Source organism: Vibrio rotiferianus CAIM 577 = LMG 21460 (genome assembly GCF_002741985.1).
Taxonomy (GTDB): Bacteria; Pseudomonadota; Gammaproteobacteria; order Enterobacterales; family Vibrionaceae; genus Vibrio; species Vibrio rotiferianus.
On sequence record NZ_APHW01000108.1, the window covers coordinates 235324 to 261751 of the forward strand.

The 26428-nt window shown below is 42.2% G+C and carries 30 protein-coding genes and 1 pseudogene; 5 read left to right on the top strand and 26 right to left on the bottom strand.

The genetic code is table 11. The features are described from left to right. The first annotated feature begins 9 nt into the window (after positions 1-9). Positions 10-1770, top strand: a complete 1761-nt coding sequence (locus B853_RS23400; protein WP_038883978.1) for an ABC transporter ATP-binding protein/permease — start codon at positions 10-12, stop codon at positions 1768-1770. A gap of 257 nt (positions 1771-2027) precedes the next feature. Here the strand turns inward: B853_RS23400 and B853_RS23405 are convergent, their stop codons facing one another. The 17 genes from B853_RS23405 to B853_RS23485 form a co-directional block, all read right to left on the bottom strand. After that, positions 2028-3185, bottom strand: coding sequence for a lipase family protein (locus B853_RS23405; protein WP_128827027.1), 1158 nt, complete (start codon positions 3183-3185; stop codon positions 2028-2030). Positions 3186-3194: 9 nt separating this feature from the next. Continuing rightward, a complete protein-coding gene (locus B853_RS23410; protein WP_038883976.1) occupies positions 3195-3746 on the bottom strand; it encodes a DUF6795 domain-containing protein in 552 nt (183 codons plus the stop codon). A gap of 411 nt (positions 3747-4157) precedes the next feature. Then, positions 4158-4571: a nucleotide triphosphate diphosphatase NUDT15 gene (locus tag B853_RS23415; protein WP_038883974.1), complete on the bottom strand. Its 414-nt coding sequence runs from the start codon at positions 4569-4571 to the stop codon at positions 4158-4160. A gap of 59 nt (positions 4572-4630) precedes the next feature. After that, positions 4631-4885 (bottom strand): nicotinamide mononucleotide transporter, encoded by a 255-nt coding sequence (locus B853_RS23420; protein WP_038883972.1) that lies wholly within the window; start codon positions 4883-4885, stop codon positions 4631-4633. A gap of 39 nt (positions 4886-4924) precedes the next feature. Continuing rightward, the gene (locus B853_RS23425; protein WP_038883970.1) at positions 4925-5266 is read right to left on the bottom strand and encodes a hypothetical protein; all 342 of its coding nucleotides are present in this window, start codon (positions 5264-5266) and stop codon (positions 4925-4927) included. Between the two features lie 211 nt (positions 5267-5477). Further along, positions 5478-6491, bottom strand: a complete 1014-nt coding sequence (locus B853_RS23430; RefSeq protein WP_038883969.1) for an acyltransferase family protein — start codon at positions 6489-6491, stop codon at positions 5478-5480. Between the two features lie 146 nt (positions 6492-6637). Continuing rightward, complete coding sequence (locus B853_RS23435; RefSeq protein ID WP_038883968.1) at positions 6638-6829, bottom strand: hypothetical protein; 192 nt, start codon at positions 6827-6829, stop codon at positions 6638-6640. 199 nt (positions 6830-7028) lie between these two features. Further along, on the bottom strand, positions 7029-7604 hold the full coding sequence (locus B853_RS23440; RefSeq protein ID WP_050568941.1) for an NAD(P)H-dependent oxidoreductase: 576 nt from the start codon (positions 7602-7604) through the stop codon (positions 7029-7031). A gap of 45 nt (positions 7605-7649) precedes the next feature. Beyond that, on the bottom strand, positions 7650-8009 hold the full coding sequence (locus tag B853_RS23445) for a MerR family transcriptional regulator (RefSeq protein WP_227741898.1): 360 nt from the start codon (positions 8007-8009) through the stop codon (positions 7650-7652). A gap of 120 nt (positions 8010-8129) precedes the next feature. Continuing rightward, positions 8130-8441, bottom strand: coding sequence for a N(4)-acetylcytidine aminohydrolase (gene yqfB, locus B853_RS23450; protein ID WP_227741897.1), 312 nt, complete (start codon positions 8439-8441; stop codon positions 8130-8132). Positions 8442-8504: 63 nt separating this feature from the next. Continuing rightward, entirely contained in the window at positions 8505-8852 is a 348-nt protein-coding gene (locus B853_RS23455; protein WP_038883959.1) for a DUF6404 family protein, read from the bottom strand. 155 nt (positions 8853-9007) lie between these two features. Next, positions 9008-9658, bottom strand: coding sequence for a LysE family translocator (locus tag B853_RS23460; RefSeq protein ID WP_038883958.1), 651 nt, complete (start codon positions 9656-9658; stop codon positions 9008-9010). A gap of 128 nt (positions 9659-9786) precedes the next feature. Next, positions 9787-10476: a glutathione S-transferase gene (locus tag B853_RS23465; protein ID WP_038883956.1), complete on the bottom strand. Its 690-nt coding sequence runs from the start codon at positions 10474-10476 to the stop codon at positions 9787-9789. A gap of 124 nt (positions 10477-10600) precedes the next feature. Continuing rightward, entirely contained in the window at positions 10601-11617 is a 1017-nt protein-coding gene (locus B853_RS23470; protein WP_038883953.1) for a metal-dependent hydrolase, read from the bottom strand. Positions 11618-11833: 216 nt separating this feature from the next. Beyond that, entirely contained in the window at positions 11834-12292 is a 459-nt protein-coding gene (locus B853_RS23475) for a hypothetical protein (RefSeq protein WP_038883951.1), read from the bottom strand. Positions 12293-12701: 409 nt separating this feature from the next. After that, positions 12702-13535 (bottom strand): alpha/beta fold hydrolase, encoded by an 834-nt coding sequence (locus B853_RS23480; protein WP_211285390.1) that lies wholly within the window; start codon positions 13533-13535, stop codon positions 12702-12704. Between the two features lie 183 nt (positions 13536-13718). Beyond that, positions 13719-14114 carry a hypothetical protein gene (locus B853_RS23485; RefSeq protein WP_038883948.1) on the bottom strand — a complete coding sequence of 132 codons (396 nt, stop codon included), beginning with the start codon at positions 14112-14114 and terminating at the stop codon, positions 13719-13721. 335 nt (positions 14115-14449) lie between these two features. Here B853_RS23485 and B853_RS23490 point away from each other — a divergent pair, with 335 nt between their 5' ends. Together B853_RS23490 and B853_RS23495 are read left to right on the top strand one after the other, a co-directional pair. Then, positions 14450-15244: a CLCA_X family protein gene (locus tag B853_RS23490; protein ID WP_038883947.1), complete on the top strand. Its 795-nt coding sequence runs from the start codon at positions 14450-14452 to the stop codon at positions 15242-15244. Between the two features lie 111 nt (positions 15245-15355). After that, complete coding sequence (locus tag B853_RS23495) at positions 15356-16690, top strand: MFS transporter (RefSeq protein ID WP_038883945.1); 1335 nt, start codon at positions 15356-15358, stop codon at positions 16688-16690. Positions 16691-16751: 61 nt separating this feature from the next. Here the strand turns inward: B853_RS23495 and B853_RS23500 are convergent, their stop codons facing one another. The 5 genes and pseudogenes from B853_RS23500 to B853_RS23520 form a co-directional block, all read right to left on the bottom strand. Further along, complete coding sequence (locus tag B853_RS23500) at positions 16752-17258, bottom strand: P-loop nucleotide/nucleoside kinase family protein (RefSeq protein ID WP_038883944.1); 507 nt, start codon at positions 17256-17258, stop codon at positions 16752-16754. A 124-nt stretch (positions 17259-17382) separates the two neighbouring features. Then, the gene (locus tag B853_RS23505) at positions 17383-17844 is read right to left on the bottom strand and encodes a GNAT family N-acetyltransferase (protein ID WP_307718077.1); all 462 of its coding nucleotides are present in this window, start codon (positions 17842-17844) and stop codon (positions 17383-17385) included. A gap of 192 nt (positions 17845-18036) precedes the next feature. Continuing rightward, the gene (locus tag B853_RS23510; protein ID WP_038883943.1) at positions 18037-18411 is read right to left on the bottom strand and encodes a VOC family protein; all 375 of its coding nucleotides are present in this window, start codon (positions 18409-18411) and stop codon (positions 18037-18039) included. A gap of 153 nt (positions 18412-18564) precedes the next feature. Next, a complete protein-coding gene (locus B853_RS23515) occupies positions 18565-18894 on the bottom strand; it encodes a YceK/YidQ family lipoprotein (RefSeq protein ID WP_038883941.1) in 330 nt (109 codons plus the stop codon). Positions 18895-19139: 245 nt separating this feature from the next. Beyond that, positions 19140-19615, bottom strand: a pseudogene (locus B853_RS23520) (YHS domain-containing (seleno)protein). Positions 19616-19724: 109 nt separating this feature from the next. On the opposite strand from B853_RS23520, the gene B853_RS23525 reads away from it, so the two are divergent. Then, positions 19725-20546, top strand: coding sequence for an AraC family transcriptional regulator (locus B853_RS23525; protein ID WP_038883937.1), 822 nt, complete (start codon positions 19725-19727; stop codon positions 20544-20546). A 4-nt stretch (positions 20547-20550) separates the two neighbouring features. Here B853_RS23525 and B853_RS23530 read toward each other — a convergent pair whose 3' ends face one another. From B853_RS23530 to B853_RS23545, 4 genes are all read right to left on the bottom strand, one after another. After that, positions 20551-20901: a DUF3147 family protein gene (locus B853_RS23530; protein ID WP_038883936.1), complete on the bottom strand. Its 351-nt coding sequence runs from the start codon at positions 20899-20901 to the stop codon at positions 20551-20553. 117 nt (positions 20902-21018) lie between these two features. After that, the gene (locus B853_RS23535; protein WP_038883935.1) at positions 21019-22353 is read right to left on the bottom strand and encodes a sensor domain-containing diguanylate cyclase; all 1335 of its coding nucleotides are present in this window, start codon (positions 22351-22353) and stop codon (positions 21019-21021) included. Positions 22354-22725: 372 nt separating this feature from the next. After that, positions 22726-24108 carry a hypothetical protein gene (locus B853_RS23540; RefSeq protein ID WP_038883933.1) on the bottom strand — a complete coding sequence of 461 codons (1383 nt, stop codon included), beginning with the start codon at positions 24106-24108 and terminating at the stop codon, positions 22726-22728. Positions 24109-24308: 200 nt separating this feature from the next. Continuing rightward, on the bottom strand, positions 24309-25211 hold the full coding sequence (locus tag B853_RS23545) for a LysR family transcriptional regulator (protein WP_038883930.1): 903 nt from the start codon (positions 25209-25211) through the stop codon (positions 24309-24311). A gap of 218 nt (positions 25212-25429) precedes the next feature. On the opposite strand from B853_RS23545, the gene B853_RS23550 reads away from it, so the two are divergent. Beyond that, positions 25430-26428, top strand: a complete 999-nt coding sequence (locus B853_RS23550; protein ID WP_038883928.1) for a porin — start codon at positions 25430-25432, stop codon at positions 26426-26428.

Consider the following 26428-nt stretch of genomic DNA (forward strand, 5'->3'; position numbering starts at 1 on the left):
GAGTCACTCATGAGCCGTAAAAATAATAAAAACCTCAGTATTCTTCTTAAACTCAACACCTTCGTGTCCCCTTATAAATGGCGCGTTGCTGCTGCCTTGGTGGCACTGATTGCAACAGCCAGTTTGACGTTGTCCGTTGGCTATGGCGTTCGCATCCTTATTGACCAAGGGTTTGCTCAGCAATCTCTCCAAGAGCTCACCTATGCGATTCAGTTTATTGTTGGTGTCACGCTATGTATTGCGGTTGGGACTTTCTTCCGTTTCTACCTGGTTTCTTCGGTAGGCGAACGCGTCAGCGCAGATATTCGTCTTGCGGTGTTTAACCATGTGATTACGCTGCATCCTAGCTATTTTGAAACCAATAGCAGCGGCGATATTATGTCTCGCCTCACCACGGATACCACGTTGCTGCAGAGCATTATTGGCTCGTCATTTTCTATGGCAATGCGCAGCGCGCTAATGTGTATTGGCGCGATCATTATGTTGTTCGCGACCAACTTTAAACTCACGCTAATTGTGCTGGCTTCGGTGCCATTTGTATTGGTTCCGATTCTGGTTTACGGAAGACGTGTCCGCGCCCTATCTCGCAAAAGCCAAGACACGATGGCAGATGTAGGCAGCTATGCAGGTGAAGCGATCGAGCATATCAAAACGGTACAAAGCTTTAGCTCAGAACAACATGAGAGAGCCGCTTTTGCAATTGAAGTAGAAAAAGCTTACGAGGTCGGCAGGCAACGAGTAAAACAACGTGCGATTCTGATCTCTGGCGTGATTGTGATTGTATTCAGCGCCATTGCTGGCATGCTTTGGGTAGGCGGCAGTGATGTTATCCACGGTAAGATGTCTGCCGGTGATCTAGCCGCGTTCGTGTTCTATGCCATCATGGTTGCGTCGTCTACGGCGACCATTTCTGAAGTGATGGGCGAACTGCAAAGAGCAGCTGGTGCAACAGAGAGGTTGATTGAGATTCTGCAAGTCGAAAGTGATATCAGCGCGCCAAACAATCACCTTCCAATCACCGAGGATATGCCCGCAGAAGTGACCTTTGAGTCGGTGAACTTCAACTACCCTTCTCGTCCAGATCAACCCGCGGTCAAAGACTTAAAACTGACTGCGGAGCGAGGCAAAGTGCTGGCGCTAGTCGGCCCTTCTGGTGCAGGTAAAACGACACTGTTTGAACTACTGCAACGCTTTTATGACCCGCAACAGGGGCAAGTATTGTTTGGGGGTGAAGACATTCGACAGTTCGATCCAAATGATCTGCGCCGTCAAATGGCATTAGTACCGCAGCAGCCTGCTTTGTTTAGTCATGATGTGTTTCATAACATACGCTACGGCAACCCAGACGCAACCGACGAACAAGTAATAGAAGCGGCGAAGAAAGCCCATGCCCATGAGTTTATTGAGAAGCTACCGGAAGGTTACCGCAGCTTTTTGGGTGAGCGCGGCGTGAGATTATCAGGCGGCCAAAAACAGCGAATAGCGATTGCCCGTGCGATTCTGAAAGACCCTAAAATCCTTTTACTGGATGAAGCCACCAGCGCACTAGACAGTGAGAGTGAACACCATGTTCAGCAAGCGCTTGAGGCATTGATGAAAGACCGCACCACGTTGATCATCGCGCACCGCCTGTCGACGATTCAACATGCAAATAAGATTGCCGTACTAGACGGCGGCGAGTTGATTGATATCGGCAACCATCAGTCATTAATGCAAAGCTGTGAGTTGTATCAGCGGTTAGTAGCGTTACAGTTTAAACATTTCGAGTAAAGGAGACTTCTTACTAATTGCACCGATAAACCACTCAGCAACGGAGAGAGAGTTCTCAACGATACCAAATACGCGAAGACGCTAACACATATAATCCTGCGGCAATCAAGAAGCTGAAGGAATAGAACACTTCGAACATTCTGTTGAGGACCGCCTCCTGCTACTTCCCCGAGCTTTACATCTTCTATCTTCGAACACGAAGTAAGTATGCTGTCGTAAGAGCACGTTCTCAAACGTTTCTATTAATACGTTACCGCTCAATCATTGAAACGCTTAATTGCCTCATTTACGCCTCGATATAAACGTCTAAGCATCTTATTGAAAATCTCTCTAATTGTTTTATAAGTCAAATCTATAACAACAGAGCTAGCCGCACCGGCAAATACCAACATATGACCCAGTAGACCTTTAACTTGGGATGCAGCAGTTTTTCCTGCTTCGGCTATTTTTACCAACGTTTGCGCAATAAAGTCGTACAGTGTCGCACCTGCGCTAATCGCTCCTTGAGCGGCTATAAGTGAATAGTAACCAGTGTCCTTAAGTAGGGTGACTAAAGCAGCACTTAAACGGTCAGTCCAATAATTACTATAATTAGCCAGATTGCGTTTATTGTAATCCAACCGCACAGGGAGAAGAAAATCACTAGCAGCCATTTGTAACTCCTGCCAATCTTCACCTTGTGCTGTTACAAGATAACCTGGAACAGCTCCTTGGTCAGGATCCATGCCATGAGCGCTAGCGCAAATACCTTGCCCACCGTCGAGGCGAAACTCTAAACCTTTATACGGCGAATGAAAAAATGGCCAAAGTGGCACTTTTGGTACAACATCCGCTCCATGCGTACAACGATAAATATCGTTGATTCTGTTCGTATTCGCACTAGCAAAACCTGACAAGCCTACCCTAGGTGCACCAAACGTATACAGTTTCACGTTGTTGCTATAAGAGCTAGTTGCGACCCAGTCGGCAGTTAACGTAGCCAAAGCTCCGCCTAGACTATGTCCAATGCAATGCACTGTTCCTGTCTTTGAATTTTTTCGCCATTCATCTAAAAACTTTTTTAATTGTGGGCGTAACAGTGAAAATGTACGCTGAAAGCCAGCATGAACAGTTTGTCCATTGGCACTCCCCTTCGAACCAATTTGCAAATTAGTCCCCCAATCATGACCAGATGTCATTTTAGTTCCGCGAATCGCGATAATAGCATCACCATCATATGGACCATCACCATAACCTAACGCTGCAAATCCCGTCTCTTTATTGAACAGGTAGCCTCCAGTTTTGCTAGCCAGATTATCTTTACTTTTAAAATACCTACGAATAGAAGGCGGGGGGGGAACATTACGCTGTTGTTCTCGTATAGAATATGCGAAGAAAGCTAGTTCCGAGGCTAGCTTAGGAGGAAGAGTTCCCATTTAAATCCCTTAAATTAGTCCATTAATATTACCGTATTTCTCTAGATCCTGAAGTTCACCAAACGCTTCAATATCAGCAGCTTTCTTTTTCTCTATTTCTGAGCGAACAGGCCATCTGGAGACGCTTACGACCGTATAATTAACTACCCCACTTGGAAAGTCAGAGTTGTAGATGTCAACGATTTCTCCGTCGTTAGCTAGGTCACAATTTAATTCCGACAGCATTTCAGAAAAGTAAGAGTTGTGTGTTACACCACGGGAATTTGCGTCCCAAAGGTAAATTTCATCCTTTTGAGTATTGACTTGCTGATCATCAACGCGGATGCCTTGCCAAATCACATTGGTTCTCAACGGGTTATTGGCATGACGCGATTGCATAGTTAGTTCCGGAAAGCTAAAGCGCCCTTCACTGTCGGTTGTTGTATAGTCGTGTATCTCACCATCCGTGATATCGATAAACTCGTAGCTTCTTTTCAGCTTAATACCAACCAACGGTTTGCCATTGTAAGTGAGCTGTCCGCGTACAGCTGGAAATAGCTCGACAGTTTCCTTTTTATACATTTCTATCTCCAATCCATCGGCTTCAAATGCAAATGATAACAGGAAAATAATGAGTACTAGCGATGAGGGGCTCCTAACCATACGCATCCCCCCCCATAGGCAATCAGTTTTATTTGAGCTAATGCTATATACTGCATTCAGCACTATCAACGCTGAGCAACTCTAACGGCATCTTCATTTGACTAATTCTTAGTTTTTAGACTCTCATACATCTCTGGAAAAGCACCGCCTGCCGGCGATTCAACATGCAGATAAGATTTCAGTACTGGACGGCGGCGAGCTGATTGATATCGGCAACCATCAGTCATTAATGCAAAGCTGTGAGTTGTCTCAACGGTTAGTGGCGTTACAGTTTAAACATTTCGAGTAACAGTTATTTTAGCCCGCTGAATAAGGCGGGCTTGGTATAAGCTAGAAAATTTCGTGGAGATTACGGTTCTCTTTAAACAAGTTACTTAGTGGCAGGAATAATGGCTCTGGTAAGTTGTTTAGCTCACACCATTGCCACTGCTTACATTTATCTGGCTCGGTCACTTGAGGCTCACCGCTATCGCACGATGCTAAGACAAATAACGTCACGTAGTGCTTGCCCTCTTTCTCAAAAATGTCATTGGTAAAGGTCAGTTTTTCAATCGAATCGACGACTAAGCCCGTTTCTTCGAAAGCCTCACGCTTAGCACACTCTTCAATGCTCTCACCTAGTTCAAGGTGTCCGCCTGGGGTCGCCCAAGTGTTTGCACCATGAGAACCAATTCTCTCACCAAGCAATATTTTTCCGTCACGAAGGATAATGGTCGCGACACCAACTCTTACTTCTTTATTCACATTACATCCTTCAAAAGCGCTATTTTTTAACTCTACCTCGGTGTCGTTTTGGTAAACGACTACACCTCAACGCCGTTAGTTTTTTGCTCTGGCTTAGACCACTTGATGATGGCACGTAGGTTCATAGAGAAGAAAATGATATTTGCGATTATCATTGCCACACTTCCGGTGAGATAACCCACCGCTACCCAGCTTGTATTGCCACACATCATGAGTACGAAACCAATTTTATTCTTATTTCCTATTTGCCATATGGCAAGAAACGTAAGCACCATCGCAATCCAATCGATCCCATAGTACTGAAAATAATCCATTTTCCCTCCACCACTTAGAGTAATGCTAAGGGGGTGAGCCTAAATTAAATAGCACCATGCTAAGCCACCCCAGAACATTATATTTGCTGTCCATACCATTGTGCTTTGGATAGGCAGCATATGAACAATCAACTTCGGACAGCTTTTAATTTCACGAGGAAGAAACAGCATTTGAGGCTGAACATCCCAACTGGTTGCGAAACGAAGGACTCTTTTCAACCGAGGATGACTCAGCAAATATTCAGCGTAGGATGAATAAATTGTCCATAAACCCAAAACACTAAATAACTCGATTAAAGAGATTACCTCTAAACTAAATGGTAATAGTGAAGGCCCACCGATGAGTAAGATAGCCGCAAATATCCATTTTCTATTTTTCACTACACATCCTTGTTAATGATTTAAACTAACTGACTATGAAAGAGCTAGGCCGTTACACTGCCGCAGCTGCAATCAAAATGCAACAATAAATCAACAACTTAATTAACTATTTAGTTAATTAGCACCCAGTCAATTTCAATGGCAAGTTTGGTAGTGATTCGATTAAAGCAGCCTCTAATTAACGCATCACAGTAAGGTAAAGGTTATCGTCTTACGATATTTTTCGGCTCTGTAGAATGTGATGTAGCGGATTTAATACCAACTGCTTGGTTTTATTGGCAATGAACTCCTGTGACAGCGTTAAGGTCAATATCACCGAAAAAACAAATAGAAAAAACAAGCAAGTTAAGACTGAATAGCTAGTCAGTAGCATTGGTACGCCAAGAATTATAAAGGCTTTTATAAAGAATCCATGCCAAGCGTATACATATAAAGAATTTTTCCCCTGCGACAAGATTTTGTTACTTCCAACAGGAATCAGTAATAACACAGCAAAAGCCGTAAGCAGTGAGATAAGCATCAGACCAAGCCTGATTAGTCCAGCCGAAATGTCACCGATGCCAAGACGTGAGTAGGAAAAGCTACCGTATAACCATTGGTGCGGCATGCCATTGTGATAAGAAAATAAAGCAACATTTAGTACCACAACCCCAACCATGGCAGCTTTGAGCGAGCGACCACGATACTTGCTCCTAACGCTCATAAAAGTATCAGGAGTGATCTTATGTCCTATGACAAAAAAGGGAAGAAAGTAAAGTGTTCGTGATATGCCCAAATCATACCCTATCAATTCAATGTAACCGGCACTTACCGCAATAAGTAACGTCATTGCAATTGGGTATTTAAACTTCAGTATGCTAGGCAACATTAACTTCCATAAAAACAAGCTATATAAAAACCATAGCATCCAGTATGGCTGAACATTCTTTGTGTAGTTACTGATACTCCCTGTTGTAAGACAGTTGAACGCTTCATAAGCAATAGTAAAAGCTATGAATGGAATCAGTATATTACGGACGGCTTTCGCTACTGCATCTGAGCTTCCATCACTGCGAGACAGCATCCCAGAAATGATGACAAAGGCAGGCATATGGAAGGAATATATGGAGAGGTAAACGCTCTTAATTATTGGACTATTTTCAATGAGGGGCTCAATCAGGTGTCCGAACACAACAAGAAAGACCAATATAAACTTTGCGTTATCAAAAAATGGGGTGCGTCCCATACCGTTCCTTAACCAAGCTTTTCTCAGCTAAATTTTAATAAATCAATTCTTACTGACACTTATAAAAACTTAGCCAAGCTTAAGTGCGTTGTAAACTATGGGAAATAGGAACGGCTCTGCAATACTGCTTTGAGTGAGCGGTACTATTAATCGGACGATTTGCTTTTCTTAACGTACTGGAACACTTTCCAGATGAGAAAACCAGCGGCGCCAACAACAAGTGCAGAGCGAATTAGAATAGGTGCGTCATGCTCAAGTTGACTAGCATGTGGGACAATGCTTGCAAACAATCGGCTAGTAAAAAGCAGCCCCATTACTAACATTACTATTTTGTTCATACGCCCTGCCATTGATATAGATGTATTTTCCAGAACAGGCGGATAAGTGTTACTCCTTCTCAGGAGCCCGCCTTGTGCTAGGTGAACGTAAAAGAATGCGCTTCTTCAGTATGCTCGTCAACGCGTTATCAGCCTAATGTCAGTAAGCTAATATTTCACATTTGATGGGGACTAATTGGTTCGTGGTGAAGTTATAAATTCACTTTATCTTGCTTGCAGACTTCGCAACCTTATTAAGCCAATTATTTCTTTTATTAATGTTTGAACCCATGACGGGACCAAAATAGGTTGCAGAGCGATTTTTGATACCAGAAAAGTCCAATATAGACTTTTTAAGGTGTTTATAAATCACATTGCCTTTGAAGAGTTTGTACAATAATGGCGGTGTATCTAATGTAATAAATAGCTCTGAACTGCGTCCTGATAGTAACTTTTCTGGAAACATGTTTCCTTCAGTGTATTTAAAAGCGAAGTTCGGCAAGAATACGCGATCTACAATACCTTTAAATTTAGCGGGCACAGTCCCCCACCAAACAGGAGTAATGATGACGATATGCTCAGCCCAGAGGACGAGCTCTTGAAAGCGCAGCAAATCAGGCTCTAGTGATGTGCGGCTGTCATAGCCATTATCTAAACTGATTTCGAAGTGCATTTCACTGATGTCTACTTGCTTCACTTCGTTTTTAAAAGCGGCGGTGAGAGCATAATTGTCCGCTAGAGATTTACAGAAGCTGTCAGTTTTTGGGTTTGCGTTTATAACCAGTACTTTTTTCAAAATATAATCATCCATGTTGACGAAAAGTACAGTTTAAGGTCTTCCCTATAGGTCAGAGTCAACCCCTTGAAGACAAACATTTATTGACTCTCGATATTGCTGAATTCGGTCTCTTTGAATTTCTAGCTGCTTGATCTGAAGTTCCACATCTCGTTGCTTATCAATTAAAAAGTCTCTCACTATTTGCCAATCGAACTCTTCCTGATCACTCTTTAAGTGCGCCATTTCAGAGAGCTGAATTCCTAGTGTCTGAGCTTCTTTGATCAGCTTTATCAAATTGATATTCGTTTGGGTATACACTCGATACTTACCTGAACGAGCGACGTTGAGTAAACCCAATGACTCATAGAGTCTGATGGCCCTTTGAGTCGCTCCTGACAGTTCAGATGCTTCTTTGATAAACACTTCAACCTCCATATTGAATTCACTATACAAACACTCGTCTACATGACGAATAGAGCAATCACAACGTCGTCAGAACCACAGGATATTATGCAGCTATAGTGCAGTTTGCATTTAGACTCATCACTCAACAACTTTAAACTGGATAAAATACAGATTACTTTCAGTTGGATAGATTTTACGTAAAATCCATTTCAGCATGAAAACGAACGGTAGGCTTTCAGCTTTTGCATGCTGTCTATTGAGTTGCTCAAACGCCACCGACTCAACGCCGAGTATTTCTAACTTACCGATCTTTCTGTTGTCTTCGTGAGTAAACGCCTCAACGATTTGCCCAACGGCATAATGACTCTCTGATTTATCACGAATCGTTGCGGTCTTCTTTCCAGATAAGATTTGTCGCTCCATCCTGGCGAAAAATGTGATTTTATCCAATGAATTACACCTACTTCCTAACGGTTTCTTCCCTGCACATAGCGTGTCGTATGTGATCAATTGTTATAGTTCATTCCAGTCGCTTAGCGAACTTCTTTTCACTATGTTGTGGTAATAAACACTCAAAATGATGGCGAACACTGAGCTTACAGCAAGGGCATTAATCAGCGTATCAATGAGCATTACTCCATCTTGAGCAAGGCTAAATAAATACGTCATTGGGAAAAAGATGATAAAGAACTCGGTAAACTTTACGGCTACGTTCTTGAAAAACGATTCATAGTATACCGGTTTAAGCTCAAAGCCTTGCTTTCGTAAAAATCGATAAAAAAAACTCTTATCTGTACTGCAAGAAAGCCCGGATGCCCTCAATTGCTCATCAGCACGCTCTAATTTTTCCTTGTAACTCATATGCACCTCCCAAATGAAAAACTGCGCCAGTTAAGAAAGAGTTTCTTGTAACTGATTCGTTTGACCAACAAACATAGCGTCAAAACAACGAATGCTCAATGCAAACTAAAAGTGCAATCTACTGGAAGTCATTTTTAAGGACGTTATCTTAATTTTCAACGCACTATGGCTGATTTTACAATGGAGATACCAATAAATCCCAAGATTGCCCCTGTCACCTTATCAATATAGTAAGCCGCTTTAGTGAATCGGCTCCTAACGGTATGAGTTGATAGTAAGTAGATAATCGCAGCGTCCCAAATAAACACTATCAATGTCATCCAGATACCAAGGCCTAGCTTAAAACTGAAACTCACTTCTTTAGTCAATACAACCGTGAATAAGCTTAGGTAAAACAATAGATTTTTAGGATTCAGTATGCCCGACATAAAGCCGGTGATGAGTTCATAAACAAATGAGTTCGACTGCGTTGGTTCGGTATCTACCTCTTCCTCCAAATGTTCGTAAGAAGATTTTCTCGCTTTAAGCGCTTGAAAAGCAAGGTAGGTCAGAAACAACCCTCCGATAATTTTTAGAGCAATCATAATAGGAACTGAGGCGGCTAAGATAGACCCAACACCGACTAAACATAAGGCAATATAAACGGCATTAGCTAATGCTATTCCCGCAGCAACACCAAGTGCGTTTTTACTATTGTTTCTGATGGCACTTTTTACAACTAACACAAAGTCTGGGCCAGGACTTAACAAAGCTAAAAAGTGCGCTATTGCTACTGTCGCAAAAATACCAATTAAACTAATATCCATATAAGCACCTCCATTCACACTCAATTGATGAATTATGCACTAAATTAGAATGGAAATATATTTACTTATAAAACCGGAGCGGAGTAGACTAAAATCACTAAAACGACCAAGGTTCATGCAAGCTCTAGTCATCCAAAATACTCATCTGTTCTCTCTTCTACCCACAGGTTGTAGTTTTTCATTACCTTCGAAAACTCAGCGCTATGAAGATAGCCGTTCAACCAAGCCCTTAATCTGGTGTATTGGCTATGGCGAAACCATTGCTTATCAATGCGAGCATATTTACGCAAAAATGGCAGCAAAGCGATGTCGACTAAACTCTCTTGTTCCGCGAACAAAAATGGGTGTTCTGTTAAGCGCTCTTCAAGTTTCGCCAGTTGAATTTCACATACTTTACGCCGTTCTTTTATATCGGCTTCATGATAACGTTTGGCACACCCAAAGGCATTGAGCGCTGGCACGAAGTAGCGCTCAAACTCTTGTATTACTGTGATAATTTCTGGCAGTGCGTTGGGATTGCCGCTTTGTAGTAAATTGTCAGGATCATACTCAGATAGCGCCCAAGTCATAATCTCTAAGCTCTCATCAAGAACAAGCGGAGCTTCTGGAGCCTCCCTATTCTCGCATTGCACTTTTGGTATAACTAGCACGGGAACGCTCCCCTTTGGCGACATATCCAACACCTCAGGCGGTTTGTTATCAAGTTTTATTGACCGAAGAAATACTCTCTGATGTGCTTTCAACAAAGCAAAGCGAGCCCTAATAGCATACGGGCAATTGTGTAAGGAATAGAGGATGGGGACTGGTTTACTCTGCATGTTCAACTCCATCAACGATTAGTATCTTTATTTTCTCCAATCAAGTCTTCTTTTCCAATCAAGTAGTGTGAACCAACGACTTCCGAGATACAAACATGCCTCAAAGCGACTGCTTGTCCCGCCTTTAACAGGTAGTACAATCAATGCCCTTTAGCATATTGAAAAACACTTGCCTTGATTCCGGACTGCTGTCGCGATGCGCGGTGTAATCAGCATGGGTTTCTTCTTCTGCTGTTGGGGATAGGGTTATCCCCCATAACGCCTTAATTTGATTTGGAACGATTGAGTAACGGATATCGATGATCCTTAGTTCATCGTAGGGGTCTTGGGCGATATAACCGTTTGAAAACCAACGAAAGCGTTCAATGTCCTTCGCCTGTTGCGATTTCATGTCGAGCCATGGGAAATCTTTGCTCAAGTCCAACTTTGCAATAGATTGGCCTTGGTAGGTTTTCGAATATCCACCCACCCTTACCGCATCTACATTATAAGCCTGCTCCGTTTCATAAATCACTTTCCAAACTAGGATGTTTGCGAACGTTGGTTTTGCCTCCAGCCGTATCGGAGAGTGTTGACGAGCTTGCGCTAACTCCCACCCTATGGCTTCAGCTTTGTTTCGTTGGTACGTCCCCAACGCGAGGTATGCTAAAACCCATATAAATGCGGCGCGCGCATACCAAGGGTTTCGCTTCAATACAGTAAAAAATAGAAGGCTCAAGATAGGCAGTGTGAATAGAGGATCAATAACGGAGATGGTATTCCACGCATACCGCTCTTCAGATAATGGCCATAACAGCTGGGTGCCATAAGTGGTACAAGCATCCAACAAAGCATGAGTACCGTAGCCTAGCACACAATAAAACCAGGTTTGTTTAAATAACAACCCGCGCTTCTTTGCAATCATCTGATGTAGAAGCAAGGCACAAATGAAGCTACCAATGGGAATAAATAAGAGAGAATGCGTAAACTGACGGTGGTATTCCAAAAACAGCAGTGGATCGCTTGATGAGCGGATGAGTACGTCTAAGTCTGGTGCCATACCCGCCAGCATGCCGAGCACTCCAGCAACAACCAAGTGCTGTTTTTTGCTTATCGCCTGTGGCAAAGAAGCGCCCAGTAGTCCCTGCGTTAATGGATCCATTAGTTACCCTCGCGAAGGCATTCGTTTGTTAGAAGTGACACATTCAATTGGTTGAAGACACGTACTTCTATTGTAGTGTAAGTAGGAATGGCCGAGCCCGCTAGTTGGTGAACTACGCTGTGCTAAATCTAGAAGTGCAAAAGTGTTCTCACCCCTTAAATGAAACAAGGCGAACCCAATGGCTCGCCTTGCTCGATAGATCGCTGAAGTTAAAACTTAGTCTTGAGATTCTTCTTTTGCGTTAATCTCAGCGTATGTGTGTAGCAGTTCTGTTAGCGTCTTAACCCATGCAAATACGTCTGTCGGTGTGTTTTGAAGTAGCTTTTCTACTTGCTCACAATGCGTTTCAAGCGTAATAGCTTCTTCCAAACGAAATGAGATTGCGTAGAAATGCCAAAGCACAAGACGCGTCATACGTTCGCTGTTTTGTTTCGCGTTATCTGAATCATCGAAAGCTTGCTGAATCTCGCTCAATGCGATTGCTGTCATGCGTAACATCGCATCGAGGCGCGCTGACAACATGCGGTCTTCACTGTCTACTTCTTCTTGATCAAAGGTAAACAGTTCGTTCATCACATCTTCTGGCACCATTTTACTGATCATGCGAGCACTGAACTCTTCCAGTTCATGGCGAGGCATGGTTACAAGACAATCGAATGTGTAATCACGAAGCATAAAATCACTCTACATCAGTTATAAACTTTTAGTCTGCGCATTCTAAGGGCTGTGATTTCAATTGCCACTGTTATTTTCGGGGGATGTAAACGTGTCGTCGGTCAAACTAGTTCCACTAGAGGATTTACTTTTCTAAAACGACTGGAACAACTTCCATACAAGGTTCCTAGCGACCGCGACAATCAGCGCAGCATTAAGGAGACTTGAAACCATCGAATTCTAATTGGTTAGCATGAGCGGCAATAACGCAATTAACGAGCTCAAAAGCTTTCGTGAGTGCGGCTTCGTGCTCTCAAACACTACTTAACAAAGAGCAAAAAGGAATCAGCGGTCTTTGACGGAGCTTCAACCATTGGCAAATGCCCCACGTTTGGCATAACCACTGATTTAGCATGAGGAGCGACTGACTTTAAAACCATGGCACCCGATGCATGCAAAACCCTATCTTTGTCCCCCCCCAAGAGATTAGCACTCGACCTGTGTAGTTTTCTAATGTGCTATCTAAGGGTAAGTCAGGGTGTGGCTCCCCACCTTTCATCCGATGAATTTGTTCAAATATCTTTGTGTTTATATCTGCATGCTCTTTGGCTTTGTTGGCCAAATGACTGACAATTGGTGACGGAACAAAGGGAGGCTCAACAAACAAAAAGCTGAAGAGCGCCAAGAACTCGTTTTCTGTACGAGCGAGAACCACTGGATTTTGGCCTTGTTTTGTTGCTAAAAACATTTCACTTGCTTGTGCCCTTTCTACTCCAAAGGGGCTGATGAGCCATAAACTTTCGACGCTCTCGGGGTATTGGACAGCAAAGTTTCCTGCAATATACCCACCCATAGAATTACCCGCGAGATGAAACTTTGTTAACCCTAAAGCTTCTGTTACCAGCTTTAGCCTGTCTATCTGCGACTGAACATCATAGTTCAGTTCTATGTCCTTTGTGCTATTTCCGAAGCCTGGTAAGTCAATCGCGATGACATCAAAATCATCAATTAAATAGCGAGCTATTCGATTCCAGTTATCTTTATCTGCGCCAAAGCCATGAAGTAAAACTAGCGGCTTTCCACTACCGCCACGAAGGTACTCAATTTCTAATTCACCCACCTTTATTCTTTCCACTTCAAGGTGTGCGAGGCTTCGCTCTGCTTTAATCAAATATTGAGATATGGTCGAAGACGGAGTAATGAAATACAAAATAACAGCGATACAAATGATCGCGAGAATAGACCTCAGTATGTTTTTTCTCATGTAATAGTCCCTTTTACATGTTCTATAACGACACTCCTGTCGCATAACGCCTACTTAAGGCGTAAACCTCATGTACACCGTTGTGTTTTAACTCTAATATATTGATCAGAATAATAAAATAAACTTGTTGCAAAGTTGTAAAGTTAGAGCACTAAAAATCTGAGGCAAGCTCTTTGGCGCAGCTTATTTCGATGTTTTGCTTTGAGAATAAAATACCCACGCGAAGAACAGCATGAATACGAAGTCATTCAATCCATAGATGCTGTAAAAGATGCCCGCAAATAAGTCTTTGTCATACACGGCACCAAGGCTGTTATCTTTGAACCAAAACAACCAAGCCAATACATAAACGAATTTCTCGATAGCGAACGCACCTGCTAACCACTTGATGCCGGATGTAATCGCAGCAGCCCCAAGATAAGCCAAGCCCCATATGACGATCATCAGCAAACCAAAATTGGACATCACGACAGGGTCAAACTCGTTGATCACGGAGTTTGTGAAAAGTCGCGAGAATACCAATACGCCACCGATATTCATCATGGCAGCTGCAATAAAACCTAACTTAATCATTTTCATACTTTACCTATCTTTCAAGCCGCATCGATTAGCGACTAAAACCAACTTTAAAGCAAACTGCCTACCCAAAATACTCATCGCTTCGTTCTTCGAGCCATAAGTTCCGATTTTTTTTGAACTTGAAGAACTGAGCGATCCGATAACAGCCACTCCATCGGACTTTCAAGCTCGAACATAGCTTTAACGTAGCTGATGCTTGTTAATACGGGTATATTTACACAGAAATGGTAGTGTTTAGGTAACACTCTAATTCTTTCAGTGATTGCAGTATAATCTCTCATCCAATATTTTGAGTATAAGTTTGTTCCCCTTTAGTACCACCACTGAGGCATGTCTTGCAGTTAACCAGTTTTAAATACAAAACGCGTAAAGGCCCTGATTATCGTCATGGCGACCAAGTGTCGTTCATCGATATCAAAGAGACGTTTGGCATCGGTGGTATTCGTATTGGTAAGTGGGTGAACACTGAAGAAAAGGATCTTGCTGCGAATTTAATATTCGATTCTTTGGCAGACTTGGCCTACATATTGGCCTTACCGCCTTCAGCAATTGGGCTAAGAGGTAACTTGAACCTTGCTTTTGGCACCGGAGGACGAAAAGGCGTTCAAGCGCACTATGCTCCAAATCAGCGCGAGTTAGCATTAGCCAAAAATGCAGGAGCCGGTGCACTTGCTCATGAGTTTTGGCACGCGTTCGATCACTATATAGCCGAAAAGGCCTTTGATATTGGTGACCGTTCTGGCCCTCAACATAAAACGATTTTTGCCAGTGATTGCTGGCTACGTAACGCTAACCACTTCCCTCACCTATTAAACGAGCGCTTGCTTAAGATTTTCGATGCGACTTTGCTCAGTGCGGATGGTCAAGATAAGCACGACTACGTGACTCGAAGTGTCAAAGCGGATAAGGCAATGGGTTCAAGTTATTTTTCTCAACCAACAGAGATGATGGCAAGAGCCTTTGAAGCCGTTGTAGAGTCATGCTCTGGCATAGAAAACGCTTATCTAGTGTCTGGTACTGCCAAGGCTGACACCATCACCCTCTACCCAGATATTGCGCATCGCCACGTTATCCATGATGCACTACAAGCTTATTTCCGACCACTTGGTGAAGCACTAAGTCGCCAATAAGCGAATAGCGACTATTCATCATTATCGGATACCGTTTAAGCACAAACCTTTCCTATTAATCACAAAAAGGTTTATACATAACATTATGTTATTCAAAGTGCTGAATGTTTCATGACGTCAAAAGAAATACTAAAAATCCGCAATGTCCGCTGCTTCCTTATGTTCCGAAGCAGCTATTTCGCGCGCTTCTATTACCCTGTATTCACCCTGCTCTATCTGGATTACGGGTTGACTCTGTCTCAGTTCGCCATGCTCAATGTTGTTTGGGCTGCCACGATTGTATTAGCCGAAGTACCATCAGGTGCATTTGCCGATACGCTCGGTCGGAAACGGCTAGTGGTGTTGTCATCGCTGGTCATGTTCATCGAAATCGCAATGATCGCCTTTGTCCCGACAGGGAATCCCACTTTTGTTTTCGTTGTATTTTTGATTAACCGAGTATTGAGTGGCTTAGCGATGGCGCTAGCAAGTGGCGCGGACGAAGCACTGGCTTACGATACATTGAAGGAACAAGGCAAAGAAGAGCTTTGGCCAAGAGTATTGCAAATTCAACTTCGTCTTTCTTCAAGCGTTGGAATTGTTGTCACTCTGGTGGGTGCGGCTATGTACGACGTAAACTTTATGGCTAGCGTTTATCACTTCCTTGGGCTGGCAGAGCCTGAGAGCACGCAAGACATTATGAGAATCCCCGTGTATGCCACCCTGTTTGTTGCAATGATTGCGATCTACGCGGCGCTGGGTATGAGAGAAGCCAAAAAAGTCATGCCAAGCAGTGAAAGTAAGTTGGCCTCTACCATGGCAAGTATGAAGCTGACACTCGACACGGCGAAATGGGTCTTGTCTACGCCTTACGTATTGTTCATTCTGCTCTACTACAGTTTGTTCGAACATACATCGCGTATGTTTTTAACCATGAACAGTCAGTACTATCGTGCGATTGATATTCCGATTATTTACTTTGGTTTTATTGGCGCAGGCATCAGTGTATTGCAGATTCTATTGGCCAGCCAGAGTCGTCGCTTAGCAGAAAGCATGGAGCCGATAACATTCATTGCGATAATGGGCCTTGCTAGTATGGCAACGTATTATTGGATTAGTCTTGGATGGTCCATTTATGGTGTCATTCCGGCATTGATTCTTATCTTCATCATTATGACGATGAACATTTTCATTAGTTACCATCTCAACAAGAAAACGGAATCTCACAACCGAGCGACGGTGCTGAGCTTTAAAGGTTTGATGTTTAACCTAGGCTACGGCTCAATTGGTATTCTCTATGCGTATTACTACAAGTTGATCTCGCAAAACTATACGCAAGAACAGATTGCACAACACGTAGACTTCATCGCTTCGCTTTCTTCGTTTTTCTATTACTTCACGTTCTTGTTTTTTATCATCAGCGTGTTTTTCTACTTCAAAGACAAGAAGCAATCGATTTTCAGATGATCAGACCTGACCTCACTCTCAGTTCGAAAAGGAAGCTATTACCACTGGTGAGGTCCAATTATCATATTCCCAACTTATTTACTAATTCTGAAAAAGACGTTTCAATCTGTTGACCAGATGTATCGATGCGAATCACGTTACCTTTCCATGCTTCATAGTGGCGATTTCTTACCTGATTCCAATCCGGCAGCCTTAAATTAGCCACTTCCGAGGGTCGGGTATTGACCCTATATTCATGCTCATCACTATCTGAGCAACACACTTCAATGTTCACAAATCTTGCATCAACGCTCTCAGCTACTTGCTGCCACTCCTGGCGAGTTAACTCAATCGGATTACAGGAGTCCGCTATACAGCTAACGCCAAGCTCTAGATTGTCGCGAATGACTCGGTAACTTAATCGGTAGCCTTCACCTTCAACTTTAACGTTGCACAGATCCCTTAGTCCTTGCTCTACAGTATCAACACGTAGGTACATAGCTCCAATTTTGCGTGCTAGTAGCTTGGCGAGAGTGGACTTCCCTGAAGCTGGCAGACCGGAAAAAATATACAACACAGGAATATTCAATTGATTTCTATCCTTCTGGTATAACTACTTGTTGAACTTCATCAACACCTTAAACAAAATGCACAATAGAAACGGTGCTCATTAGCCATTATTTTTTGAAGAGCTTACTTTGATATCACTATTTCTACACTAACGATTTTTGACCGAGTTGGATCTTTGGCTCTATCCCCGCCTTACTGTATAAGCTCAGCGCAGATTCATTAAACGAGTACACTTCTAACCACAGTTCTTCACTACCTTGTGCAATCGCACGGCGCTCAAACTCTTCAATTAACTTCAACCCAACGCCTTGTCCTCTTGAGCCAGAATCAACAACAATCTGCTCGATGCTCGCTATTTTCCGTTGCTTCAGCGTCCATGACTTCCTTTCCCACAACTCCCCATATACAAAACCAACCAGTCGCCCTTCATTTTCAGCAGCTAGGCATATCGTACGATCGCTCTTGATGACTTTGTGCAAATCAATTTTTAACTCAATCTCTTCTGGAGCTAAAAAATCATTTGGGAGGTTTTCTTGGTGATATGAATTAAGCTGAAACTGTAATCGCTTTACGGCGTCTATATCTGCGATACAAACTTGTCGAATAGTTTACATAGGTAATTCCTTTTATTCTCTGGGAAGTTAAGAGGCTGGTGTTCTATCCCATAAACACGGCCAATCCATTAACTAGACTACCGTCTACTCCTCTTCTTCCGGTCAGATAAGACTATCATCGCCAATAAACTGCACACAAACGTTCCTCACGAACGAAATAGTCGCTGACTGGCTATGAGTCTATTACTGATCTAATCGCCAAGGTGGGCTCTTTCGGTTTTCGCCCGCCCAATATAATTTAATTTCATTGCCTGAGGGATCGTTAAGCATGGCTTCTCTCCAAAGGTAATCTTTATCGGTAGGATCTTGCACAAACTCGATGCCTTTCTTTTTTAAACTTGCGACTAACGCATCAAGCTCTTCGTGTTCAAAATAGATGACGCTGTTGTTTTTGGATTCTGGAGCACCGAGATACAGTGAAAAAGTGGCGTCTCCTTCAAGGCACTCAAAGCGCGCATAATTCTCTGTTTCAACGATCAAATTGAACCCAAGTTTTTGATAAAACTCGATTGATAGCTTGATGTCTTTAACGGTTAACAACACTTGATTTAGATTCATAGAAATATCCTTTTCCGAATAGTTGCTTAACAATTTTTGGTTTTGACTGTTCAAGGCTGCGAGAATAAGACCTCAAGCTAACTTAAGGTCAAGAAGTGATTTCAAGCATTGATAAAGGTTTATGATGAGTATGAAGTTAAAATCAAAGAGCGTTTAGATCATGCTTCCACTCGGGCAACCTTGTGACAAAACACTGCCGTAGCTCGTCGTCGGGGTAAATAACATGACTAAATCAGCAGGTAGGAATACAACATCAGTAACCAAAGACAATGGCATATCCACAAATGAAATAGGATATAAAGCGTAAGACACCGCTGAACCATCCAAGAAGCATGGTTGGCGAGCAACGGACAGTGCTGTACCGGAAAATGGTTTACCGTAACCTCCTCTGGCATGTGCATCCATAGATGAACATCCTACTGTCAAAGAGGCCAATGCGATCACGACAAGCACTTGAAGTTTTTTAAGAAGATCGTTTTTCATATCTGATAGGTTCCAACTGATTGTTATTGATGTAAATTATTATTCGACAACAGTAATCCTATCTGCATTTATAAAAAACCTACCTAACTAATTTGATTGGGAATAAATCAATTTTCGTGACAAATGTATCGCTTCTAACTTAGGTAAATATCAACTTATAAACGTTCAGTTCCTTCGACCCATCGCACAAAGGCGAACCAATTGGTTCGCCTTGAGTACATGAAGAAGAGTAAAAACGACGTCAGTTACAGCTTATCTGCATCGACAACTTTGATCGTTGTCCAGTTGTTGTTGGCGTCTTGAATAAAGCCTGCGTATCTTCTAGCCAGCGCTTCTGTACCGATTTATCCAAGTTTAAGTATAGTTTGCCACCTTCTATCTTCCATGCCTCTGGATCGGTTTCAAACTTCTTCCCCATTGCAACGCCAAATGCACAGTAACCACCATATTGCGGTGCATAGGCTTGTGGGTCTGATTTAAACTGTTCACGGTTTGCAGCGTTGGCAAAGTGATAGATTGCGTTGTTATACGTGGCTGAATACTCAGCTTTACCTTTCACTGCGCCATTATCTGTAAAGTACGCAACTGGGTCATATCCCTTGATTGCAAGATCATTAGCATCAACGCTCATGCCCACATCTGCGGCCATCAGTGAAAAACTGCTTCCGATTAAAGCGGCCATTAAAGAGAGTTTTCGACCCGTTGATTTAATGCGTGACATAGTAAGCTCCTTTCTATGTTTGTTTACCTTGTGTGAATAAGTTAGCTAACTAATCCGGTCTATAGAGGGACTAAAGGCCAAAAAAGTACGCAAATCGTTCGGAGCCAAAATGGACTTGTTATCACAGTTGATGGAGCACTTCTCAATACGTACAGGCGTGTTCTATTCTGGGCATTTATGCGGTGTCTCGTCATTCAAACCGGAACAACAGAACCGAGGTCATCTACATGTATTAAACGCTGGAGAGTTAACCCTAACGTGTGCAGGAGAACATGCAAAGCGACTTACACAACCTTGCGTTGTTTATTTGCCAAATACTACTCCTCACAGGATAGAAGGTACGGAAGAAACCGAGTTAGTTTGTGCCAATGTGGATTATATAGGTAGCCAGATAAACCCATTGTTATCCGCTTTGCCGGACGCGATAGTAATACCTTTCCATGCAGCTCCTAATCTAACACCAGTATTAGAGATGCTATCTCGAGAAGCGAGTGAAAGCTCAGTTGGTCAAGAATATTTACTGGACAAATTGAGCGATGCCTTAATGGCGTTAATCTTTCGCTATTTGATTGAGGAGCATCAAATAGAGCACGGGCTATTTGCGGCTCTTGCCCATCCACGACTTGCAGCTGTAATGACTATCATTCATCAGCTACCTGTCCGCCATTTGAGTCTAAGCGAGATGGCGTCTAACGCGGCAATGTCGCGCACACAGTTTATTGAGACCTTTAAACAAGTGGTTGGGGAGACGCCTGGAGATTACGTTCAAAAATGGCGCATATCTGTAGCTCAGTCTTTGCTTCTGCAAAATAAGCCACTCAACTGGGTTTCCGATGAAGTCGGTTACAGCAGCTATTCTGGCTTCTCCCGCGCTTTTCAAAGTGTCTCGGGAATGTCACCTCGCAAGTGGCTGCAAAGCCAAAAGCCATAACCGTTTAAAGAAGGTTTATTCCAAACTGTTTAGCGACCATGTTAGTAATCGCAAAACAAACCACGGATACGACACAGCTAATAAGCAAGGTGCTCCAAAATGAGTACTTACTGAGTAGGTAAGGGAAAAGCAGGAACATTGGCAAAGTTGGTACAACAAACCAAAAGGTATAGAACGCGTGGTTGGACAGTTTCTCTGTCCCCTGGCCTTCAATATACATCCATACCAGAGCCAAAATAGTCACCGTTGGTAAGGCAGCAACCAAAGCACCTAACCTATCACTACGTTTTGCTACTTCAGAAATCAGAACCACAATAGCGGCAGTGGTTAGGTACTTTGTTACAATCCATAGCATCACCTTGCTCCTTCAATCCGCTATAGTTTCTCACCTCGATTTAAACCTAAATGGTTCTATTTTTACAAGGTTGTAACTTAATATCTGTGAGAGTTGTTTCGCTGCATGGATTCAGACTTATATGATAGTTAGGAAACAATGCACTCGATCTCGTCCTAGGTTCTTTGCTTGATATAGTGCGCGGTCTGCATCAGCGAGTGCATTTTTCATCGTATCAAAACCACTAAAGCATGCAATACCAATGCTCACGGTAATATCAATATTCAACTCATGGATAACTACAGATGTTTGCGCGACTTCTTGTCGAATTCTCTCACAGCACAGTATTGCTTGCTCCTCGTTAACATGTGGCATTAGAAGTATAAACTCCTCGCCTCCCGTGCGTGCCAAAGAATAATCAGAGCTTATGTTAGCGCTACATAATTTGGAAAAATGCACCAGTACCTGATCTCCGACCTCATGACCATGGGAATCGTTAATACGCTTAAAGAAATCGATATCAAGAACAGCAATTGCACCAGTAGGGTTTTCTGCTTTTAATGCTTCGAACTTACTTTCAAGTCCTCGTCGGTTAAGCAACCCCGTCAGGTAATCTGTTTGGGCTTCATTTTGTAAATCACTACGTTGCTTTTCTGAATGGCGATACTTATTAAAGTATTTAACAGATGTCGTGATGACAAGCAGTACCGAAAACAATGTCAAAAAGATAACTAACCTTGGCGTGATACCAGTATCGTTGGATGTTATGGAGAGCTGCCAATTAGTATTGAAGATATTCACTATTCCCGTATAAGCGTTACCATCGTTCTGTCCTTTTGAACTGATCACTTTATCGTAATAATTTGAGCTATCAGGATCGTATCCGACTACTGAGTAGTTCTTGATGTGGTTGGCGCTCAGTATCTCTTCTAGTGAAGCTAATATGGATTCTAAGTAGATAACAGATGAAGAGAATCCAATAAACCCCGCTTCATTTGAAATTCCCTTACGTAGAATAAATGCTTGTTTGCCATTTTGGACAAGTTTTACCGGCCCAATAATTGTATTTTTCTTACAATCAATCGATTGAGTAGCGCCAACCTTTCTATTTTGGTCTTTTAAAACGTTATGACCAATGGCCAGTTTTTGTGACTCATAAGGATATACCAATGCGACAATACCTTTTGGTAAGTAAAGCAACGCATCAACATTTCGATAAGTAAGGAGCAGTGTTCGGCTTAGTTTACTAAATGCTTCTTGAGAAATTGAATCTTCATCTGAAAGGATAACCATTTCTCTCACAACCTCAGCGGTAATCAACGCATCATTAAAAATAACTTTCATCTCTTTGTTGATAGCGTTAATCACTTTTTCGGTTTCATTTTGGTTGTTGATAGCGCTGAGTTTTGTAGCAAGCAGTTCGGTTAATATTATTAACAAGAACATCAATACCACTTTAAAGGTTCTACTCATTTCAACTATCCTAATTCAGCTGGTTCTCCATATCCTTAATTTATGTCTTAAAATCCGTTTAGCTTGATACCCAAGTAATTTCTAGACGCTTAGTTCAGCGAAAATGACTTAGGTATATATTATTGCCTTTCCAAATAAAGCACTTGCATTCGATAGGCAAAGGAATGCGAATTATACGCCTAAATGAATATGAGTCGATGATCAAAAGGTATCGTTACGGCAAATATTTTTTATCTAACAATCGTTAACTTCTATCGATCGAACAGATTGATCGATACGATCGAATTTATTAATTAACAAATTTGATCGTCACGGCAAAAACCAACTCGCCTACTTGCTTAGAAAACAAGCGATTTCTATTTTTAAATCTACTCATGATTCTGAGAGTTCTGTTCTATGGAAACGCTTCATTTCTTTAGCAAACTCTTGAAAGTCGATGTGTTTAACTAATGCTGCACATAATGAAGGCAGAGGATCAAACATGAATACGCTGTCATTGTGTTTAATGTGGTTAAGGATTTGCGCTAGATTTTCTCGGTCAGATAAGCCTGTGGACAGGAACAACGCGTGAATTTTTCCCATATCGTTGGCTTTGTCCAACTTACGTACAAAAGCATCTAGCGACGCTTCAGCATTTTGGCGTTCCCCCTTAAGAAAATCAGCATGAAGTTGAATGAGAGTGAAATGCTGAGTTTCACTCTCATTCATTTTTAAACGGGATACTTCATTAAGAACCTGAGCAAACTTCTTTTCATATAATATTCGCCCTTCTTCACTTCTCATCCACACCATAAGTAACGCAAACAAATAATTCAGGGTGCTATGAACAACATTTTGATTGATTTGTTTTGCTGCATTTAGGTCTGAAGAAAAGTGGACAAGCGCATCTTCATATTTTCCTAAACCAATGGCGAACAATGCCAGTATTTGATGCTGTACTCGACTTAGTCCCCACTGGAGACCAGATCGAGCAGCCAGCTGATAAGCTTGTTTGACATGGCCACTTTTTAGCAACAATAGGCTACCGATTTCCTCAAAAGGTTGGCCTAGTTGAAATCGAGTTGAGTCAAACTTTTCGTACAGTTCGAGCGCTTCTTCCGTTTGGCCATTTAAAGCCAATGTATTGAGAAATAAACTAATTTCAACAGAAGAGTCGCGTTTACCACCCTCTTTGATTAGAACGCCATAGAGCTCAGACGCCTGCTTGAGCTCTCGATTTAGTAGATGATGATTTGCTCGATTGAGCCGCAAGTCATGCTGATAGTCGATATAGTGACGTTCAAAAAACTGATAGCGCTTTTCAATATCATTGTGGCTATCTAGGTTTTCGGTTTGTAATAAAGGCCAGACTTTATTTTTTTTCTTGAACACCTTACGGATGAGGTCGCTGATATCTTGTTGGTTATCGTCTGGAGTAATGTGGACATCAGCCAAATAATAAGATCTATCGCGGACAAACCCTCTTTTACAATCCATGACAATAGTAGAACGCTCATCTACGGCGTTAGCCTTCTTTAGCTCAAAAATTAAGTCCTGAGATTTTACCTGGCCGTTTCGAAAGCTCTGATCACATATCAAGATATCAAACTGCTGGTGGAAACTCCGATTAAGCGCTTCTGTCGGTGAGTTCAAGTGCACTATTTTATGCTGACGAATTCCTAGGGAGAGTAAGAGACTCGATATACTGATATTTTTATTTGCGAACTCTTTAATCAGCAGTACATTTGCATCTCTCAATTTAAGCATACCAGCCATCTTCCTTATTAAATTGGCCAGGCTCGTTGCGGATTTATGCGTTGTAACACATTAAAATTACGAATGTTTAATCCTATACTGGCAGTAAGGATCAATACTATCGTTTATAAATTGTCAGTTATTTTTCAAGGCTCAGGTTTGTGCGATTGGTTCCAAGGATTGATTATATTCTCGACACTTGGACTGAAAATCCCGAGAAATCAGTTTTGTAATCCCCATTGTTCATGAAATGCTTCAAACTCTTCAATAAACACCTTAAAGCGTTTCGGCGTATGTATGCTCTGTTTATACAAAATATAGAGTGTACCCTCCTCAAACCATTCACCATTGAATAGCTTTATCAGCTCGCCGCAACGCACTTGTTCACGTACCTGGTTATCAGGAATTAAACCAATACCAAACCCCTCTTGAGCCAAATTAATCGCGATGTCTATTGAGTTTGTCGTCATGTCACCAGTCACTTCAATCTGACGCTTGTCTCCGTTCTCATTCGTCAGATTCCAATATCTTTCTTGGCTCGGTGTGTTGGTGTGAGTAATACATTGGTGCAGCTCTAAATCATGAACATATTTAGGTTCGCCACGTTTTTGAACGTATTTTGGGGAAGCGTAGCAGCATCGTGTAAATCGAGACGCTTTTCTGCAGACGACTGACTCATCGTTCGGTAAAAACGGGGCAATCATCAAATCTACATCTTCAAATAAGCTCAAAGTATTTGGCGTCAATGTATGAAAGTGAATGTGGATATTCGGATACTTTTCATGGAAATCCGGTAAGAAGCTCTTTGTTAAAAACCTCGCCATCGGGTGTAAACAACCTATACGCAGTAGGCCACTAATACCTTTACGCTCAACATGAAGCTTTTCTACAGTGTGGTCGATAAGATCTAGAATTTGGCCAGCCGACTCCAAAAACGTTTCGCCTTGTGGCGTAAGACTAATACTGCTCCCTCTCCTATGAACCAAAGTAACATTTAGGCTCTCTTCCAATGCTTTAATTTTTCTGCTTAATGTCGGTTGGCTTACATCGAGTGCTTTTGCAGTTTCGGTGTAGTTTAGTTTTTTCGCCAAAACAGAGAACATTTTAACGGCTTCGATATCCATGTTTAGCTCCTAATCGTGTCTCTAAGATATTACTGACTATTATGTAAATTTTCTCCCTTCATCACTGTAAGTAAAAAAATATCACCCCTTTATTTGATCTCACCTCTGCTATTCAGTTTCTGAATTACTGCTATTTCCTACTCGCGTATTGCCAAAAGAACAACTCTATATAATTCGACACAACTTTTCATAACTACCACCTTAGAGTAGGTCTATTCATGCAGTTAAAACATCCTTTACTATTTTCCACACTCGCTTTGTGTACAACGCCTGTCGCGGCAACAACCTTTGAAGCACCCAACTTTTATGGCGACATTTTAGGGCAAGTACGTTGGGAAGCGGGACAAGATTATCAGTCAGAAATTCATCGCGCTAATGCAGGCATCAAAGGCAAACATGATGCTGGTCTATTGCGTGTTATCTATAACCTAGAAGCTGAGTATTCTGAAGATTTAACTCAAAAGGTTACAGAGGAGCAAGACTTCGATACCCGCGTTAGCGAAGCAAACTTAATTCTAATAACCAAAGATTTCGGCGGCATCTACTTCGGCAACGGTACCACTGGCACCTATAAAGATCTCTACTCTCGCGTCGACATTTTTGAAAGCAACAATATGCATCGTTCAAGTAATGTGGCTTTATTTCGTCAAGCAAAGTCTGGCGACAATCAACTTGCCTATATGACACCCAAATGGAACGGTGTATACGCAAAACTCGCGGTCATAAACCCTGACAATAGCAATGGAGAAGACATTGATATTCTTGGCCTGCGCTTACTGTATGTGACCGATAACTTTGATCTGGTACTGAATCGTGCCCAAGTCGACGAGAAACAAATGCCAGGGCATCAAGACGATGACTACGTTCGTTACGCTCTGTCGTCTTCTTACACTTGGGATAACTTCTACCTTGGTGGCCTCATTGAGCTGAATTACGACGATCCCCAAGGCGACAGCGCGGTATATGGTATCTCAGGCAAATACTCTCTAGATAAGCTGACCTTTAAACTGGGGGCTCAACACAAAGCTTTCGACGATTCCGATAAAGATAGCCAAACGCTTTACCTAGCAAGTCTCAACTATGCCTTTAGCCAACAGTTCTCTACCTATGTTGAAGTCGCTGAGTACGCTGAAGATTCAGCAACCAATGACCCAGCGAACAACAACGGTGAAAACCGAAATGACAACATTAACATCGGCCTCCACTTCAAGTTTTAA

Coding starts and splice junctions, on each gene's coding strand:
- B853_RS23405 (WP_128827027.1), bottom strand. CDS start 3,185: ATGGGAACTCTTCCTCCTAAGCTAGCCTCGGAACTAGCTTTCTTCGCA.
- B853_RS23430 (WP_038883969.1), bottom strand. CDS start 6,491: ATGGGACGCACCCCATTTTTTGATAACGCAAAGTTTATATTGGTCTTT.
- B853_RS23410 (WP_038883976.1), bottom strand. CDS start 3,746: ATGTATAAAAAGGAAACTGTCGAGCTATTTCCAGCTGTACGCGGACAG.
- B853_RS23545 (WP_038883930.1), bottom strand. CDS start 25,211: ATGGATATCGAAGCCGTTAAAATGTTCTCTGTTTTGGCGAAAAAACTA.
- B853_RS23530 (WP_038883936.1), bottom strand. CDS start 20,901: ATGCTATGGATTGTAACAAAGTACCTAACCACTGCCGCTATTGTGGTT.
- B853_RS23525 (WP_038883937.1), top strand. CDS start 19,725: ATGGACTTGTTATCACAGTTGATGGAGCACTTCTCAATACGTACAGGC.
- B853_RS23435 (WP_038883968.1), bottom strand. CDS start 6,829: ATGAACAAAATAGTAATGTTAGTAATGGGGCTGCTTTTTACTAGCCGA.
- B853_RS23550 (WP_038883928.1), top strand. CDS start 25,430: ATGCAGTTAAAACATCCTTTACTATTTTCCACACTCGCTTTGTGTACA.
- B853_RS23515 (WP_038883941.1), bottom strand. CDS start 18,894: ATGAAAAACGATCTTCTTAAAAAACTTCAAGTGCTTGTCGTGATCGCA.
- B853_RS23465 (WP_038883956.1), bottom strand. CDS start 10,476: ATGCAGAGTAAACCAGTCCCCATCCTCTATTCCTTACACAATTGCCCG.
- B853_RS23535 (WP_038883935.1), bottom strand. CDS start 22,353: ATGAGTAGAACCTTTAAAGTGGTATTGATGTTCTTGTTAATAATATTA.
- B853_RS23475 (WP_038883951.1), bottom strand. CDS start 12,292: ATGCTTCGTGATTACACATTCGATTGTCTTGTAACCATGCCTCGCCAT.
- B853_RS23510 (WP_038883943.1), bottom strand. CDS start 18,411: ATGAATCTAAATCAAGTGTTGTTAACCGTTAAAGACATCAAGCTATCA.
- B853_RS23480 (WP_211285390.1), bottom strand. CDS start 13,535: ATGAGAAAAAACATACTGAGGTCTATTCTCGCGATCATTTGTATCGCT.
- B853_RS23540 (WP_038883933.1), bottom strand. CDS start 24,108: ATGGCTGGTATGCTTAAATTGAGAGATGCAAATGTACTGCTGATTAAA.
- B853_RS23420 (WP_038883972.1), bottom strand. CDS start 4,885: ATGGATTATTTTCAGTACTATGGGATCGATTGGATTGCGATGGTGCTT.
- B853_RS23485 (WP_038883948.1), bottom strand. CDS start 14,114: ATGAAAATGATTAAGTTAGGTTTTATTGCAGCTGCCATGATGAATATC.
- B853_RS23460 (WP_038883958.1), bottom strand. CDS start 9,658: ATGGATATTAGTTTAATTGGTATTTTTGCGACAGTAGCAATAGCGCAC.
- B853_RS23470 (WP_038883953.1), bottom strand. CDS start 11,617: ATGGATCCATTAACGCAGGGACTACTGGGCGCTTCTTTGCCACAGGCG.
- B853_RS23400 (WP_038883978.1), top strand. CDS start 10: ATGAGCCGTAAAAATAATAAAAACCTCAGTATTCTTCTTAAACTCAAC.
- B853_RS23455 (WP_038883959.1), bottom strand. CDS start 8,852: ATGAGTTACAAGGAAAAATTAGAGCGTGCTGATGAGCAATTGAGGGCA.
- B853_RS23495 (WP_038883945.1), top strand. CDS start 15,356: ATGACGTCAAAAGAAATACTAAAAATCCGCAATGTCCGCTGCTTCCTT.